Genomic DNA, 14,889 nt, shown 5'->3' with positions numbered 1-14,889 from the left:
CGGTACGCTTCTTCTAAGCAGCCGGTCTGACGAAGTAATCCCCCCCCGCTTCGTCAGACCGGCAAACCCTATGGAAACGTCAATACTTGTGTTTGAGGAGACAGCATGAGCCGCCACGCTAGTACAGCGACAGCCCAGGCCGGGCACAACGCTGAGCAGGGCGAAGCCCAAACCGCTTACTCGCCTAACGGTCGTGCTGCAAAACGACGTGCCGAGCGACGCCGTAAGCCTCCCTTTGGTGCTTGGGTGACCTTCGTATGCTGGGTGCTCGGGGTTGGGGTGCTCTTGTATCCCTCTGCCTCGGCGTGGCTATCGCAGGTGAACCAGTCATCGCTCGTTGGTGTTTACGACGAAGAGTTAGCGAACGTAAAGCCTGATATCGCCACCCAAATTCATCAGGCACAGCGGTACAACGAGGAGCTTTCATCAGGGGCGTTGCTCGAAGCCGGCGCAAACGTTGCCGTTGGCTCCGGCGAGCTGCGCGATAACGAGCTTCGCTACAGCGACCAGCTTGCAACCCGGAGCGGGGTCATGTCGAGGTTGCGTATTCCCTCAATTAAGGTTGACCTGCCGATTTACCACGGCACCGACGAAGATACGTTGCTCAAGGGGCTTGGGCACCTCGAGGGCACGTCACTGCCCGTTGGCGGCGAGAGTACGCGGTCGGTTATTACTGGCCACCGGGGGCTCGCAAGCGCCCGAATGTTCACCGATCTTGACCAGGTCACAGAGGGCGATACGTTTACTCTCGAGACGTTTGGCGAGGTGCTCACCTACCGTGTTCGAGACGTAGTTGTCGTTGAGCCGGATCAGACCGAGACGCTGCACCAAGAGCCTGGTGAAGACCTTGTCACCCTCATTACCTGTACGCCGCTCGGCGTGAACACGCACCGAATTCTCGTGACCGGTGAGCGCGTATCGCCGACCCCCCAGACTGATCTTGATGCTGCTGGCAGGCCGAGCGGGTTGCCGGGGTTTGCCTGGTGGGCTGTAGGGTACGGCGGCGCTATTCTGCTTGGTGCTGCCTACCTGGTTTGGTCAGCGAGAGGCCCTAAAAAAGCCGCGGATCCTGTCGCAGCTGCCCTTCCCGAAACCGATGGCGTCGAGGGCTGACCGCAAACGCTACCGGGCCTGCTGCAAGCTCCGTAACGCGAGCCAGATGGTTGCGCGGTCGTCGGCCGACTGGAGCGAGAGGCCAAGGAGCTGCTCAGCAAGGTCGATACGTTTTGCGAGAGTTTGGCGGTGTATCCCGAGCTGACGAGAAGCATCGCTCCATGAACCGTGGTACTGCACGAAGACAGTGAGCGTCTCGAGGAGTGTTTCGGCCTGAGGGCCCGCGTGAATCAGAGGATCGAGTACCGAAGCAAGCAATGTTTGCTGCGATGCAGTGAAGTGCGTGAGGGCGTGGCGCATCGAGCTGAGCTCGTGAAAGTGCAGAACGTGTTGGTCCTCGGTGCTCGTTGCCGAGAGTGCTTGACGAGCTTGCTGCAGACTCGCTTCGAGTTCGGCTTGCGGTAGAAGCGAGCCAATTCCCAGATGTAGCCTTTCGTCTCGATAAGCCCGAAACTCACGGGTCTTTTCTTCGAGTGAGGCAAGTACAGCCTCGGTGGCAAAACCAAAAACTTCTGACCCCGTTCCATAAAAGAGGTGCGGAAAGCCGCTCTGCGTAAGCCATCTCGCCACCATGTTTTCGACGTCAGTGTATTTCGTCTTTGACGAAAATACAAAGGCGGCGAGATGCGAATCGGTGATGGTCCAATCTGAGAGCAGCTCGCTCGCATCGGCCCCGCCGCGCACGAGCGTGTCTACGATAGCTTTGCGGCCGAGACGCTCGGTTTCTGACGGGTCGGTTGTGCGAAGCATGAGCGCGATGATGTTTGCTGCCAGTGCCGCGATAGACCTGGCCCTGTACGAGCTCGATCCGCGAGATGCGATGACGAGTCGGGCGCTCGTGCGCCCGCTCGACTCGATGACGTGCACCTGTAGGCCGGGGTAACGCACCTTCACTGGGCGATTGAGTACCACTGAGATTGCGTCGTCGATGTGCAGGCGACCCGCAGCAACGCTTGTGAGCACCTGGCCGTGCGCGTCGAGGAGCACTGCCCAGCCGTCGATGAGCGATGAGAGCTGGTTGAGTACACCCTCAACGCCACCCACGCTCGCAACCTTGGTGAGCACCCGTGCCGCGGTTGTGAGCATGCGGTCGTCAGCCGCGAGGTAGTTCGTGAGCACTGTTTCGAGCGAGGTGAAGAGATCGGACGGGGGAACCTTCGCGCCGAGCATGGCGGCAAATCCAGTCTCGGCAACAGCGGTTTCGAGCTCTGGGCTGTGCTCTGAAGAGGCGAGAATACATCGGCGCAGGAGGTCGCACTGTTCGCTGTCGGGGGTTTCAAGCAGCGTTTCGATCTGCTCGGCTGAGCAGGTGACGAGGGTGTGATGTACCTCAGAGCCCTTCACGATGAGCTCGTCAAACCGCACCACTTCGGCCACGGTTTCGTCGAGATCGTGCAGCCCGTGAATTGATTCTGGACTGAAGCGGGTGATGAGTTGTCTCAGGGTCAGTGCCATGCAACAGAGTGTACAAGATGATGATGGATGCTTTGCAGAATCATCATTATGTGCATTGTGCCTTCGGGGCATTGCTTTATAAGCTCAGGTGTCTTCACGCTCCAACAGAGAGGTTACAGTCATGAAAGCAGTCGTCTTCCGAGGGCCAGAACACGCCATCGAGTACACCGATGTTGAACTCGCAGCCCCGAAGCGGGGTGAGGTGCGGGTCAAGATCGTGGCAGCCGGAGTGTGCCACTCAGACTTGCACGTCAAGCGTGGCGAGTGGGAGGTAGCAGCACCGCTCGTTATGGGTCACGAGGGCTCGGGCATCGTCACTGAGCTCGGCGAGGGCGTCACGTCTCTCTCTGAGGGTGACCATGTTGTGCTCAGCTGGGTGCCACCGTGCGGCGAGTGCCGCTTCTGCAAGTCGGGCTACGAGGCCCGCTGCCAGCTCGTTGCCGACCTTGTTGCACCCCAGGGGGTGCTCTTCGACGGCACCTCGCGCATGAGCATCGGCGATGAGACCATTCAGCACTACCTCGGCGTCTCGTCATTCTCAGAAGAGGTCATCGTTCCTGCTTCAGGCGCAATCAAGGTGCGCGATGACGCACCGCTCGATGTGCTCGCACTCGTGGGCTGCGCTGTTGCAACCGGCGTTGGCGCCGTCACGAACACCGCGGGTGTCGAGCCGGGCTCAACCGTCGCCGTGATCGGTTGCGGCGGCGTCGGCCTCAACGTTGTCCAGGGTGCACGCCTCGCGGGCGCCGAGCGCATCGTGGCGATCGATCTTCGCGAAGAGAAAACCGAGATGGCAGTGCAGTTTGGGGCGACCGACCGCATCAACGCTTCAGATGGCGACGTTGTTGAACAGCTCAAAGAACTCCTGCCCGATGGTGTTGACTACGCCTTCGACGCGATCGGTCGTGTTGAGACGACCGAGCAGTCGATTCAGATGCTCAGCCTCGGTGGCGCATCGGTGATCGTTGGCTTGCCTCCCACAGGGGCAAAGGCAAGCTTCGAGCCGCTCGTGCTCGCCGAAGCAGACCAGCGCATCCTTGGCTCGAACTATGGGTCGGTGCGCCCATCAATCGATATTCCTGCGCTCGTCGATCGCTACATGGACGGCCAGCTGATTCTCGATCCGCTCATCTCGGGACGCGTGCCCCTCTCGCAGGCAGCACAGGCCCTCGAAGAACTGCAGGCCGGTAGCGCGCTTCGCACCCTGCTCATTCCGGAAGCATAAGGGGCGCCATACATGTCAACGACGAAACCTCAGGTTGATTCGGGCCTGCGCGAGGGGGTCATGTCGGGCCCTGAGCTCGCAGCCCAGGCCATCGCGAGCATTGCCCCGAGCGCCGTGATCGCCTTTACCGCCGCCGAGATTTTCATGGGCGCGGGCACCGGAACGCTCTACGCGTTCGCCCTCGCGACCATCGTGATCTTGTGCGTCGGCTACATCGTCTCGATGTTTGCGAAGCTCTTCCCATCGGCAGGCTCGCTCTACACGTACGTTGCCAAGGGCCTCGGCCCGGTTGGCGCCTTCACCGCTGGCGCTGCCCTCATGATCGGTTCGTGGGGCATCGCCACTGGCTCGCTTAACGGCTCGGTCTCGTTCTTCATGGACACCCTGCGCTTGCTCGGCTTCGACGGAGTGCAGGGAACCGGCTGGACCGTGGCACTCACGATTCTTATCGGTGGCACCGCGGTGTTCTTCACGATTCAGGGCATCAGGGCCTCGGCTCGCGTCTCGTTTGTGCTCGAGATCATCTCGATCGTCATCATTCTCGTGTTGCTCATCGCCGGCCTGTTCTGGGCGGTCAAGGCAGGCTGGAATCCGTCGCACTTCAAGCTCTCTGAGACGCCGTTCGAGGGCGTTGGCGCCGGTATGGTGCTCGCAATTCTCGGCTTTGTCGGCTTCTCGTCGGCCGATGCTCTCGGTCGCGAGGCGAAGAACCCGAAGGTCGCGATTCCGCGCGCCATCATGTGGAGTGCTCTTGGCGTTGGCATTCTCTACATCTTCTCGGCATACACACAGATCGTCGTTTTGGGCGATGACCTCGCGACTGTTGCCAGCCCGCTCGAAGCGATCAACGAGAAGATCGGTATGCCCGTCTGGTTCGGCCCGCTGCTCGTGTTCGGTGTTGCAGCTTCGTTCTTTGCCGTCGTTGTCGCACCTCTGAACGTCGTGGGCCGCATCATCTACGTCATGGGTAAAGAGGGCGTGCTGCCCGGAAGCTTCGGTCGCACGCACGAAAAGCACCTCACGCCTCACCGCGGTCTGCTCGTCGCCGGCGGCCTCACGATCGCCGTCGATGTTGTGCTCATCCTCTTCAAGAACGAGCCGATGGACATGCTGGTGTGGATCGATACCTATGGAACGTACGGCTATATGCTCTCGTATTCACTGGTTGCGATCGCTGGCGTTGTCTACCTGCGTAAGCAGGGCATCAAAAACCGTCTCGTACCCATCTTTGCCACCGTCTCGGTTGCCGCGATGGCGTACGTGTTCTATGCCAATATCTGGCCGGTTCCAGCGTTCCCGATGAACGTTATCCCGTACCTCTTCCTCATCACCATGGTGCTCGGATTTGTGCGCTTCGGCTATGCATCCAAGCGCGACCCCGAGATGAAGGGACGCATCGGTAACACCCACACCGAGATGATGGAGGGTATCGGCTAGCGTCGCGCCTTTGCTTCCGACGAGGGGCCGCTGCTCGAGAATTCTTGGGCAGCGGCCCCTTGCTACACTCGGTGCATGGCTATTGGCGCGACGATGTATACCTTCGACGTGCAGCTGGCAGATGTCGATCGTGGTGTGTACGAAGACTTTGCCCTGCGCGTTGCGAAGCACCCTTCTGAGACCGACGCGTTCATGGTGACGCGGATCATCGCGTACTGCCTCGAGTACGGTGAGGGCATCGCCTTTGGCTCAGGCGGAGTTTCGTCGACCGACGAGCCCGCGGTACTCGTGCGCGATCTGACGGGCGCGATTGTGACGTGGATCGAAGTTGGCGTTCCAAGTCCCGAACGTCTGCACAGTGCGAGCAAGGCGGCCGAGAACGTTGCCGTCTATACCCACCGAGATCCAGAAAAGCTTCTTGCTTCGCTCGCTGGGAAGAAGATTCACCAGGCTGAAACAATTCGAATGTATAGCCTGGAGCCCGGCTTCATTGACGCGGTTGCTGCCAACCTTTCCAGGCGTAACACCGTGTCGGTTTCACGCACCGAGGGGCAGCTCTACCTCGAGTTGCACGGTGAGTCTCTGCACACCGAGATCGGCGAGCACGCCATCGGCTGAGGCTGCTGGAACGTGCAAGGCGCCGTGCGAACGGTACGGCAATGTTCGCGTGCAATAATGACACGGTGAAACGCCCCGCAACACTCACACGCTCAGCGCTCGCAGCAGCTGTGTTGCTGCTAGCGCTGACGTCGTGCACCCATGCCGATGCACGGCCCATAGCAGCGGCCAGCGGCTTTCCTGAACGAGGGGTTGCCGATTACCAGCTCGGCGGCGCGTACGACCCGCCAGAGACAGTGACGATTGTGGAACGCGATAGTGCTGACGATCCGGCGCCTGGGCGGTACAACATTTGTTATGTCAATGGCTTTCAAACCCAGCCTGCCGAGGGCGAAGCCTGGCTTGAGCTTTCATCGAGCGTTGTTCTGCGCGACGATACCGGGAATCCGGTCTTTGATCCGGCATGGCCAGACGAGATGATTCTTGACACCTCGACCGAGGTGAAGCGTGAGGCGATCGTGGCTCAGCTCGAACCGGTATTAACCGAGTGCGCAGAAAAGGGGTTCGATGCGGTTGAATTCGATAACCTCGACACGTTCTCTCGCTTCGACGGCCTGGTGACCGAAGCGGGTAACCTGGCGCTCGCAACCTTGCTCGTCAACGCTTCACACGAACTTGGGCTTCAGGCTGGGCAAAAGAACACCCCGCAACTCGGTGAGAACGGCCGCGATCAGGCGGGCTTTGACTTCGCTGTTGCTGAGGAGTGTGTTCGTTTCGCTGAGTGCGACGCCTACACCGAGGTGTACGGCAAACGCGTGATTGACATTGAATACTTTGACGACCTTAAGGGGTCGCTCGAGGCGACCTGTGCCGACCCTGACCGCCCCGACATGACGATCGTGCGTGACAGAGATCTCGTGCCAGCGGGGAGCGCTGAGTACGCCTATCACGTGTGTTGATTAGCCATTCGCAGGGCTGAGGTTCTTGGTTGCGACGTCTGCCGCGCGTGCCTCGGCGAGGGTGTTGCTCAGGAGCTTGGTCAGCGCTGAACGGTCGATCGCGGCGAGGCTTGTGAGATACAGGCAAGCCTTGCTTGCGCGGTGCTTGCCAAGTCGGTCGAGCAGCTCGGGCCACCGGTCAGCGAAGCCGGCAGTGAGGTAAAACGTGTGGTTCGAGGGGCCGGGAGCGAAAGCGAGCAACGGTGCGATGCCGCTACGGCCGCCCTCGGTCTGGTACGTCATCTCGCCAAAGCCTATGATGCGGCCGGCCCAAACGATGGGGTCATGGCCAGTAAGGTTGCGCATGAGCGTGACGATTTCATCGACCTCGGCCCGGCGTTTACCGGTCGCCCGGTCAAGAACTGGTTCGACTGGGGCATCTGACGGGCTCATAGCCGGTGCCTTTTGTGCCATGACTCGTGCCTTCCTGAACCTCGGGGTAGGGCATTTGGATTTGAGTATATCGAGCTACCAGCACATCACGGGTGCGATTAAACTTGGCGAGGCCGGTTAGCGTCGCGGGGCGTGCGACCCCGGTACTCGCCGGTATCGGTGAGCGAGTGGAGAGGAAGCGCGAATGATCGGTGGCATGCTGATTGGGGCGGCCGCGCTCAACGTGTATGCGGTGCTGCTTGTTGTTTTTCGGGCGGTCGGCTTTCACACAAAGCTCTATCGACCCATGCTGTGGAACGTGTGGCTCTCGATTACCCCGATTCTCGTCATGGGTATTGGCGGCCTCGTCTCGCTGCTCCTGCTGGGTGTGAGCACGTCCCTCGGGGTGCTCAGCACAGTGTTGTTCGGCATCGCATGGTTGCTTCTCTTGCCGAACGCGAGCTACCTCATCACCGAGCTGAACTTCTCGCACCGACGAGAGAACGATCCGGTACCGCTCTGGTACGACATCATCCTGGTTATTTCGCTCGCGATGTCGGGCGTGCTGAATACGATTATGAATGTCTTTCTTGCGCACCTCATGTACGCGGCGAGGCTTCATGGAGACGCGGCTTCATCGCTCCTGAAGCCAGACGCGCTTGGCTTTGTTGGGCTCGTGCTCCTGCTACTCGGCTTCGGCATGTACCTCGGGAGGTATCTGCGGCTCAATAGCTGGGACATTCGCAGCCCGAAACGCCTCGCCGCAAAGGTGTGGGGTCACTTTCGAGAGCCCGCAAACCTCAGGGCGGGTGCCGCGTTCACGCTCACTTACGCGGTCTTTCTCGGTGTGATGTACGTCGCGGTAGCGGGAACTGCCGTGCTTGGGCTTGCGATGCTCGAAGAGGTGCGCAGCGCGGTGCTTCCGTGACCGCGCAGGCCTGCACTAAGCCTGTTCTTTGAAGCGAACGAGCCGTTCGTGGCCGCTCTCTTCAAGCTCGACGACCTGAGATCTTGACTTGAGGAAGTCTGAGAACGAGCGAAAGCCGAGCGCCTTCTCATTAAATGATGGGTCCATGCGGCGCATCTGTTGCTTCACTGCCGAGCTGTGCAGCCAACCCGAGTCTTCCTTCTCGAGGCCGAGCCAGAGTGCCCGTATGAGCAGCCCCGTGACGGCGGTATCGCGCTGCTCATCATCGTCTTCGTCGTGGAAGTCGGTGTCGCCCTCGTGCCGAGGCGAGGGGTCTTTCTGGGCCGCAGGCTCGCTCGCGTTCTGCGATCGCTTCTTCTGCGTGCCAGCGCTGGGATCCGCTGCGGTTTCGGTCGCGGCCTCTGACCTGGCGCGTGCCTCGGCCCCACCCTTGGCCCCCTTGTTGCGCCCGGTGTGGCTTACTGGCTGGGGAAGCTCGATGCCGGGTAACGACTCGTAGGTCGCAAACTCGTCAACGGCCGCAGCGAGCGACTTCGCGGTCGAGCCAGCGACTCCGATGCCCACGACGTAACGGCCGAGGCGCTTGCAGCGCTGCGCGAGCGGTACATAGTCTGAGTCGCCGGCGACAATGACCATGTGGCTGAGGTCATCGAGCCGAAACATGTCTTCAACCGCGTCGACCGCGAGACGAATGTCGGCCCCATTCTTTGCGTATGCGGCGGCTGGAAAGAGCTGCACGAGATCGACGGCGCGAGCGACCAGCTGATTGCGGTACTCGGCATTCATGGGTGACGACCAGTCGGCGTAGGCCCTCGTGAGCACGAGCGTGCCAAACGATGAAGCGTAGTCGATGAGGGCACCAACATCGACTCTTGCCGCGCTCAGACGCTCAGCGATCTCGGGGTCGTTCGGGTTTTGCGCAATGCTCTGCCGGTCTCGGCTGAAGGCATTGCGCCCGTGCACTCGGTCGTACCAAGAGATGATGATGTTATCGAAATCGAGATAAACCGCAACGCGTCCCTGCTCAGTATCAGCCATAGGTCTAGTGTGACAGGTGATGCTGTGAGGGTGAGACCGAGTGCCTAGCTCTCGAGGTCGTGCACGGCGCTTTCGAGGCGCACGAGTTTGCCCTCGAGCTCGCCCTCGTACCCCGGGCGAATGTCGGCCTTGATGACGAGTGAGATTCGTGAGCCAAACGGGGCAACGGCCTCTGTGGCGCGCTTGATGACATCGAAGACCTCGTCCCACTCACCCTCGATCTCGGTGAACATCGACGAGGTTTTGTTCGGGAGCCCTGAATCGCGAACCACCTTGACCGCGGCTGCCACGGCATCGTGTACCGAGCCATCACTGCGTCCGGTTCCTGAAGGGGCTACTGAAAAGGCGGCAATCATGTCTTCCTCGCACTCTGCATCGTTGGCTGGCTTGCTAGGGCTGCGATGGCGGCCCCTCGCAGGTACTGTAGCAGGGCTCGAAGCACGTGATGAAGTCCCGTTGTGTGACGGAGTGTGACGCTCTATAACCGTGTGTTACGCGGAGGCTTGATGAAGAGGGCTGTTCTTCTGCACACTGAACACCACAGCAACGATGAGCAGTAAGGAAGACCAATGACCACGAGCACCCTCACCACTGAAACGACCATTCTGCCGGTCACGAGCGAAGAGCGATCGGAGCGCCTCGGCGGCGTGCTGAGTTGGTCGAAGGGGCTCGCCGAAAAGCCCGGCAACGCCGGTCTCGCGGTGAGCGTCTCAGGCGAGAGCGCTGGTGCGGTCGCGACTTCGTTGCGTGCGAGGCAGCATTCATTGACCGTCGACGAACCGCCAACACTCGGTGGTGATGATCTGGCCGCGAACCCGGTTGAGTACGCGCTCACGGCGCTCATCGCGTGCCAGGTCGTCACCTACCGCTTGTGGGCTGAGAATCTCGGCATCTCGGTTGAGCACCTTGAGGTGACTGCCGAGGGCAACCTCGACACGAGAGGGTTCTTCGGGGTCGACGATGCCGTGCGCCCCGGTTTTCAGGGCATTGATGTCACGGTCAAGGTCACAGGACCAGAAAGCGCTGAGCGTTACGCCGAGCTGCAAGCCGCCGTCGAAGCGCACTGCCCAGTGCAAGATCTCTTCGCAAACCCGACGCCAGTGCGAGCTCACCTCGTGACGGCGTAACGTGCTCGGGCTTCGGCCCGGGTCAGGGCGGTCACTCGGTGGAGCGAGTGACCGCTTTTTTCTTGCGCGAAAAGCCGATCTAACTTAGGCTGACCTAAGTAAAGCCTGGAGTCTCTTGGACCCGGGCATCGACGGTTACTGCGGCGCGAGGAAGAAGCATGGCAAAGCGAGGAATACAGGGGGCCGTGTTGCGCGGTCTGGGAGCGCGCGACTACGAGGTGACCGTGACTGCGACCGAGCTTCTCGCGCCGCGGTTCTTGCGGGTGCACTTCACGACACCCACGCTTCTTGACGAGATTGAGATCGCACCCACCTCGTGGCTGCGCTTTTGGTTTCCCGACCCCGATGATGGTGATATCGAGTACCAACGTGGGTATACGATCAGCACCGCCGACCCCGAGGCAGGCACCTTCACCGCAGACTTTGTCTTGCACGATCCGGCTGGCCCTGCCTCGCTCTGGGCGCTCACTGCCGAGCCCGGCATGACCCTCACCGTCACCCCGCTCGGGTCGACGAAGTTTGAACTCCCTGAGCAGTTGCCCGAGGGGTACCTGCTCGTGGGTGACTCGGCCTCGATGCCTGGAATCAGTCAGATTCTCGCCACGATTCCCGCTGAGGTTCCGGTCGAGTTATACCTCGAAGAGCACCACCCTGACGATCGCCTTATTCCGCTGCATTCGCACCCGAGGCTCACCGTGCACTGGGTACACCGGGACTCGCCTGAATCAATGGCCGAGGCAATCGAGGCGCGTGACTGGTCGAACTGGTCGTCGTGGGCGGCCCACGAATCAGGATCGCTCAAGCGACTGCGCACGCGGCTTCGTGACGACTTTGGCTTCCCGAAGAGCGAGAGCTATCAGATCGCGTACTGGATTGAGGGTCGCGCGATGGGTAAGAAGCGCGAAGCGGTGAGCGTTGCCGATCTTATGCCGCAGGTCGAGCAGGTCGAGCAGGCGGCTGCGGCTGAGATGACCACGACTACCGCCTTGAGTGAGGCAGGCGCAGACGAGGCCGCCGTGGCCGACGTTGCCTTGAGCGGGGGTGTCGCAGCCGAGGCCGCCGTGGCCGCGCCGACCGAGGCGGCCCCAGAACCTGCAACTCCCGCAAAGCGCGGCACCTGGCGAGCGAATGCGGCCGGCACCCTGCTCGCACCGCTCAAGCCGATCTTCATCGTGGCCGGGGTCGTGCAGGGCATCGTCACGGTGCTGCAGCTCGCCCCGTACTTCTTGCTCGTTGAACTCGCGAGACTACTCATCTCTGGTGCAGAGGCGCAGCGGCTCTGGACGCTCGGCATCTGGGCGGCCGCACTCATGGCTGCGGGTGCCCTGCTGGCCTCGGCGCTGCTCCTGTGGCTACACGCCGTCGATGCGCGCTTTGAGCGAGACCTGCGTGCCCGGTTGCTCGGCAAACTTGGGCGGCTGCCGCTCGGCTGGTTCGAGCACCGTACCGCGGGTCAGGTGAAGCAACTCGTGCAAGATGACACCCTCGCCCTGCACTACCTCGTCACGCACGCGGTACCCGACGCCGTTGCTGCTGTCGTGGCTCCCATCGCGGTACTCGGCTACCTCTTTGTGGTCGACTGGCGGGTAGCCCTCGTGCTCTTTGTCCCGGTGCTCGTCTACATCGTTTCGGTGTACATCATGATCATGCAGTCGGGTGAAAAGACGAGCCAGGCGTCGAAGTGGGTCGAGCGCATGAACAGCGAAGCGGGCGGTTATCTCGAGGGACAGCCCGTGATTCGAATCTTTGGCGGATCGGCCGCATCAACCTTCAAAGCACGCCTGAGCGAGTACATTGCCTTCTTGAACGACTGGCAACGCCCGTTCATCGCCCAGAAGACGATCATGGATCTCGCGACGAGGCCCGGCACCTTTGTGCTCATCATCGTGCTCATGGGTACGGCCCTCGTGACCGGCGGATCGATGCAGCCCGTGAACCTGCTCCCGTTCCTGCTCCTTGGCACGACCTTCGGTGGTCGCCTCATCGGCATCGGTTTCGGGTTGTCGGGTCTTCGCTCGGGGCTGCTCGCTGCCCGGCGGCTGCAGGTCGCGCTCGACGAGCCAGAGCTTGAGACGGCTCCAGGGGTGAAGCTCCCTGCGGCGCGGAGCTCAGAGCAAGGCCGCCAGGCCAATACCGGGCGCGTGTGCTTTGACCGGGTGATGTTTGAATACCGCGCCGGGGTGCCGGTACTGCACGATATTTCGCTGACGCTCGAGCCCGGAACGATCACGGCGCTCGTTGGCCCGTCTGGCTCCGGCAAATCGACACTTGCGTCGCTGCTCGCAAGGTTTTACGACGTGAGTGCGGGCAGCATCACGATCGAAGGCCGCGATCTCAGATCGATGCAGCCAGACGAGCTCTACCGCCTCGTGAGTTTTGTGTTCCAAGACAGCCAGCTTGTGCAGGGCACGGTCGCCGAGAATATTGCGCTTGCTCGGCCGGATGCTTCGCGCGAAGAGATTATTCGTGTGGCAACGGCAGCACAGATCCACGACAGAATCGAACGAATGCCGAACGGTTACGACACGCTTGTTGGAGCGAGTGCCACGCTCTCTGGAGGCGAGAAGCAACGGCTCACGATTGCGAGGGCGCTGCTCGCTGACACTCCGGTCGTTGTGCTTGACGAGGCGACCGCTTTTGCCGACCCAGAGTCTGAATACCTTGTGCAGCAGGCCCTCAGCCGGCTCACCCGCGGGCGTACCGTGCTCGTGATCGCGCACCGGTTACACACGATCACCGAGGCCGATCAGATTGCCGTGCTCTCGAAGGGGCAGATTGCCGAGATGGGTAATCACGAGACGCTCTTGTCGCGCGGGGGAGTCTACGAGGCTCTCTGGCGGGCTGGGCAAAGCTCACCAACGACCGAGCCCGCTGCAAACCCGGAGGCTGCACGATGATTCGCACTTTTCTCTCGCTCGTTCCCGCAGGCTTGCGTCGCACCGTTCGGGCGCACACGGCGCTTACCGTAGTGAGCGTCATCGCGCGCGCGTTGGGCGCGGTGCTTCTCGTTCCGCTCGTCGCAGCGCTTTTCTCGGCCGAACCGGCAAAGGCTTGGCCGTGGGTAGGGCTGCTTGCAGCGGTCACCCTCCTTGGGTGGGTCATTGACTGGACCGTCGCGAAGCTTGGCTTTGCAATCGGCTTCACCCTGCTCGAAACGGGCCAGCAGCAGCTCGCTGACCGGCTCACTCGGGTGAAGCTTGGGTGGCTGAATCACGAGAACACTGCGAGGTCGCGTCAGGCGATCGCGGCAACGGGTCCCGACATGGTCGGACTTGTCACCTATCTCATCACCCCTCTGGTCACTTCGGTGCTGCTGCCAATCGTTATTGGCATTGCCCTGCTGCCCATTTCGATGGTAACCGGCTTCGTGGCCCTTGCGCTTGTTCCCGTCTTGCTCGGCACCTTCTGGCTGGCCGGCCGGCTCACCCGTGCGGCCGACCGCGAGGCCGCGGCTGCGAACAGTGCCTTTACCGAGCGTCTCGTCGAGTTTGCGCGCACGCAGCAGGCGCTTAGAGCTTCGAGGCGGGTTGCGCCGGGGCAGAGTCATGCGGGCGAAGCGCTTGAAGCGCAGCACCGCTCAATGACCAAGCTCATTCTCATGCAGATTCCCGGCGAGATTCTTTTCAGCATCGCAAGCCAGATCGCCCTCATCGCGCTCGCCGCGACCGTGGTGTGGCAAACCGTTTCGGGCAACCTGCAGGTGCCTGAGGCGATCGCCCTGATCGTCGTGATCGTGCGCTATCTCGAGCCGTTTACCGCGCTCGCTGAGCTCAGCGGAGCGCTCGAGGGGGCCAGCGGAATGCTCAGGGACATTCGCGCGGTACTTGAAGCACCGGCCGTGCAGCACGGCGAGAGCGAGGAGCCCGCCGCCGGTGCCGTCGAGGTCGTTTTTCACGACGTGAGCTTTGCGTACGATGCCGCAACCCCTGTGCTCGACAAGTTCAGTGTTCGTCTTGAGCCGGGCTCAACCACCGCGATCGTGGGGCCTTCAGGCTCGGGCAAGAGTACCGTTCTCGGGCTGCTTGCAGGCCTGTACGAACCCACCGCTGGAACGATCAAGGTGAACGAGACCCCGCTTGACGCGCTCACAGCTGACGCACGCGAGCGGCTCGTGAGCATGGTGTTTCAGGAGCCCTACCTCTTCGACGGAACGCTTGCCGCCAACGTCGCCGTGGGCAATCCAGCTGCGAGTGATGAAGAACTCGGCCGCGCGCTCTCGCTCGCAAGGCTCACCGAGGTTACGAACGCTCACCCTGATGGCGTTGCGCTTGCCGTTGGCGAAGGCGGATCGCGGCTTTCCGGCGGCGAACGCCAACGCGTATCAATCGCCCGTGCCCTGGCGAAGCCCGCTTCCATCCTGCTCATCGACGAGGCCACGAGCGCGCTCGACACCGAGAACGAGGCCGCGGTCGCCGAGGCGCTCACGGGCGACGAAACCCCGCGCACCAGAGTGATCGTCGCACACCGCCTCGCGAGCATTCGCGCGGCTGATCGCGTGCTCTTTCTCGAGGGCGGTCGCATTGTCGAAGATGGCAGCATTGAGGCGCTCATCGAAGCCGACGGAAGGTTTGCAGAATTCTGGCGCAGGCAGATGAGTGCGTCTGATTGGCGGGTTGGTGCCGTGGAATAATAAGCGGT

General features: G+C 61.5%; 13 protein-coding genes. 9 read left to right on the top strand and 4 right to left on the bottom strand.

The features are described from left to right. Positions 1-105 precede the first annotated feature (105 nt). Positions 106-1,113: a class C sortase gene (locus KTJ78_RS13020; protein WP_217136525.1), complete on the top strand. Its 1,008-nt coding sequence runs from the start codon at positions 106-108 to the stop codon at positions 1,111-1,113. A 9-nt stretch (positions 1,114-1,122) separates the two neighbouring features. On the opposite strand, the gene KTJ78_RS13015 is transcribed toward KTJ78_RS13020, so the two are convergent. After that, positions 1,123-2,568 carry a PucR family transcriptional regulator gene (locus KTJ78_RS13015; RefSeq protein WP_217136523.1) on the bottom strand — a complete coding sequence of 482 codons (1,446 nt, stop codon included), beginning with the start codon at positions 2,566-2,568 and terminating at the stop codon, positions 1,123-1,125. Positions 2,569-2,689: 121 nt separating this feature from the next. Here KTJ78_RS13015 and KTJ78_RS13010 point away from each other — a divergent pair, with 121 nt between their 5' ends. From KTJ78_RS13010 to KTJ78_RS12995, 4 genes are all read left to right on the top strand, one after another. Then, on the top strand, positions 2,690-3,793 hold the full coding sequence (locus KTJ78_RS13010) for a zinc-binding dehydrogenase (RefSeq protein ID WP_217136521.1): 1,104 nt from the start codon (positions 2,690-2,692) through the stop codon (positions 3,791-3,793). 12 nt (positions 3,794-3,805) lie between these two features. After that, complete coding sequence (locus tag KTJ78_RS13005) at positions 3,806-5,230, top strand: APC family permease (RefSeq protein WP_217136519.1); 1,425 nt, start codon at positions 3,806-3,808, stop codon at positions 5,228-5,230. 75 nt (positions 5,231-5,305) lie between these two features. Then, a complete protein-coding gene (locus KTJ78_RS13000; RefSeq protein ID WP_217136518.1) occupies positions 5,306-5,848 on the top strand; it encodes a YaeQ family protein in 543 nt (180 codons plus the stop codon). 65 nt (positions 5,849-5,913) lie between these two features. Beyond that, positions 5,914-6,747 carry an endo alpha-1,4 polygalactosaminidase gene (locus KTJ78_RS12995; protein ID WP_369808102.1) on the top strand — a complete coding sequence of 278 codons (834 nt, stop codon included), beginning with the start codon at positions 5,914-5,916 and terminating at the stop codon, positions 6,745-6,747. Here KTJ78_RS12995 and KTJ78_RS12990 read toward each other — a convergent pair whose 3' ends face one another. Next, complete coding sequence (locus KTJ78_RS12990; protein ID WP_217136514.1) at positions 6,748-7,200, bottom strand: DUF1801 domain-containing protein; 453 nt, start codon at positions 7,198-7,200, stop codon at positions 6,748-6,750. A 175-nt stretch (positions 7,201-7,375) separates the two neighbouring features. Between KTJ78_RS12990 and KTJ78_RS12985 the strand changes: the two genes are divergently transcribed. Next, a complete protein-coding gene (locus KTJ78_RS12985) occupies positions 7,376-8,086 on the top strand; it encodes a DUF1361 domain-containing protein (RefSeq protein WP_217136512.1) in 711 nt (236 codons plus the stop codon). Between the two features lie 15 nt (positions 8,087-8,101). On the opposite strand, the gene KTJ78_RS12980 is transcribed toward KTJ78_RS12985, so the two are convergent. Beyond that, the gene (locus KTJ78_RS12980; RefSeq protein ID WP_217136509.1) at positions 8,102-9,124 is read right to left on the bottom strand and encodes an NYN domain-containing protein; all 1,023 of its coding nucleotides are present in this window, start codon (positions 9,122-9,124) and stop codon (positions 8,102-8,104) included. A 44-nt stretch (positions 9,125-9,168) separates the two neighbouring features. Further along, positions 9,169-9,480, bottom strand: coding sequence for a thiamine-binding protein (locus KTJ78_RS12975; RefSeq protein WP_217136508.1), 312 nt, complete (start codon positions 9,478-9,480; stop codon positions 9,169-9,171). A gap of 213 nt (positions 9,481-9,693) precedes the next feature. Here KTJ78_RS12975 and KTJ78_RS12970 point away from each other — a divergent pair, with 213 nt between their 5' ends. The 3 genes from KTJ78_RS12970 to KTJ78_RS12960 all read left to right on the top strand — a co-directional run bounded on the left by KTJ78_RS12970 (position 9,694) and on the right by KTJ78_RS12960 (position 14,881). Continuing rightward, positions 9,694-10,251: an OsmC family protein gene (locus tag KTJ78_RS12970; protein WP_217136506.1), complete on the top strand. Its 558-nt coding sequence runs from the start codon at positions 9,694-9,696 to the stop codon at positions 10,249-10,251. Between the two features lie 158 nt (positions 10,252-10,409). Next, the gene (locus tag KTJ78_RS12965; protein WP_217136504.1) at positions 10,410-13,148 is read left to right on the top strand and encodes an ABC transporter ATP-binding protein/permease; all 2,739 of its coding nucleotides are present in this window, start codon (positions 10,410-10,412) and stop codon (positions 13,146-13,148) included. After that, positions 13,145-14,881, top strand: coding sequence for an ABC transporter ATP-binding protein (locus KTJ78_RS12960; protein ID WP_217136502.1), 1,737 nt, complete (start codon positions 13,145-13,147; stop codon positions 14,879-14,881). Before KTJ78_RS12965 ends, KTJ78_RS12960 begins: the two co-directional genes overlap by 4 nt. The last annotated feature ends 8 nt before the right edge of the window (positions 14,882-14,889 follow it).

Source organism: Leucobacter chinensis, assembly GCF_019049105.1.
In the GTDB taxonomy this organism is placed as follows: Bacteria; Actinomycetota; Actinomycetes; order Actinomycetales; family Microbacteriaceae; genus Leucobacter_A; species Leucobacter_A chinensis.
This window is presented reverse-complemented; position numbering and strand designations above follow the sequence as displayed.

Bases quoted from the DNA above. Each gene is read 5' to 3' on its own strand.
- KTJ78_RS13020 (WP_217136525.1), top strand. From the start codon at position 106: ATGAGCCGCCACGCTAGTACAGCGACAGCCCAGGCCGGGCACAACGCT.
- KTJ78_RS13015 (WP_217136523.1), bottom strand. From the start codon at position 2,568: ATGGCACTGACCCTGAGACAACTCATCACCCGCTTCAGTCCAGAATCA.
- KTJ78_RS13010 (WP_217136521.1), top strand. From the start codon at position 2,690: ATGAAAGCAGTCGTCTTCCGAGGGCCAGAACACGCCATCGAGTACACC.
- KTJ78_RS13005 (WP_217136519.1), top strand. From the start codon at position 3,806: ATGTCAACGACGAAACCTCAGGTTGATTCGGGCCTGCGCGAGGGGGTC.
- KTJ78_RS13000 (WP_217136518.1), top strand. From the start codon at position 5,306: ATGGCTATTGGCGCGACGATGTATACCTTCGACGTGCAGCTGGCAGAT.
- KTJ78_RS12990 (WP_217136514.1), bottom strand. From the start codon at position 7,200: ATGGCACAAAAGGCACCGGCTATGAGCCCGTCAGATGCCCCAGTCGAA.
- KTJ78_RS12985 (WP_217136512.1), top strand. From the start codon at position 7,376: ATGCTGATTGGGGCGGCCGCGCTCAACGTGTATGCGGTGCTGCTTGTT.
- KTJ78_RS12980 (WP_217136509.1), bottom strand. From the start codon at position 9,124: ATGGCTGATACTGAGCAGGGACGCGTTGCGGTTTATCTCGATTTCGAT.
- KTJ78_RS12975 (WP_217136508.1), bottom strand. From the start codon at position 9,480: ATGATTGCCGCCTTTTCAGTAGCCCCTTCAGGAACCGGACGCAGTGAT.
- KTJ78_RS12970 (WP_217136506.1), top strand. From the start codon at position 9,694: ATGACCACGAGCACCCTCACCACTGAAACGACCATTCTGCCGGTCACG.
- KTJ78_RS12965 (WP_217136504.1), top strand. From the start codon at position 10,410: ATGGCAAAGCGAGGAATACAGGGGGCCGTGTTGCGCGGTCTGGGAGCG.
- KTJ78_RS12960 (WP_217136502.1), top strand. From the start codon at position 13,145: ATGATTCGCACTTTTCTCTCGCTCGTTCCCGCAGGCTTGCGTCGCACC.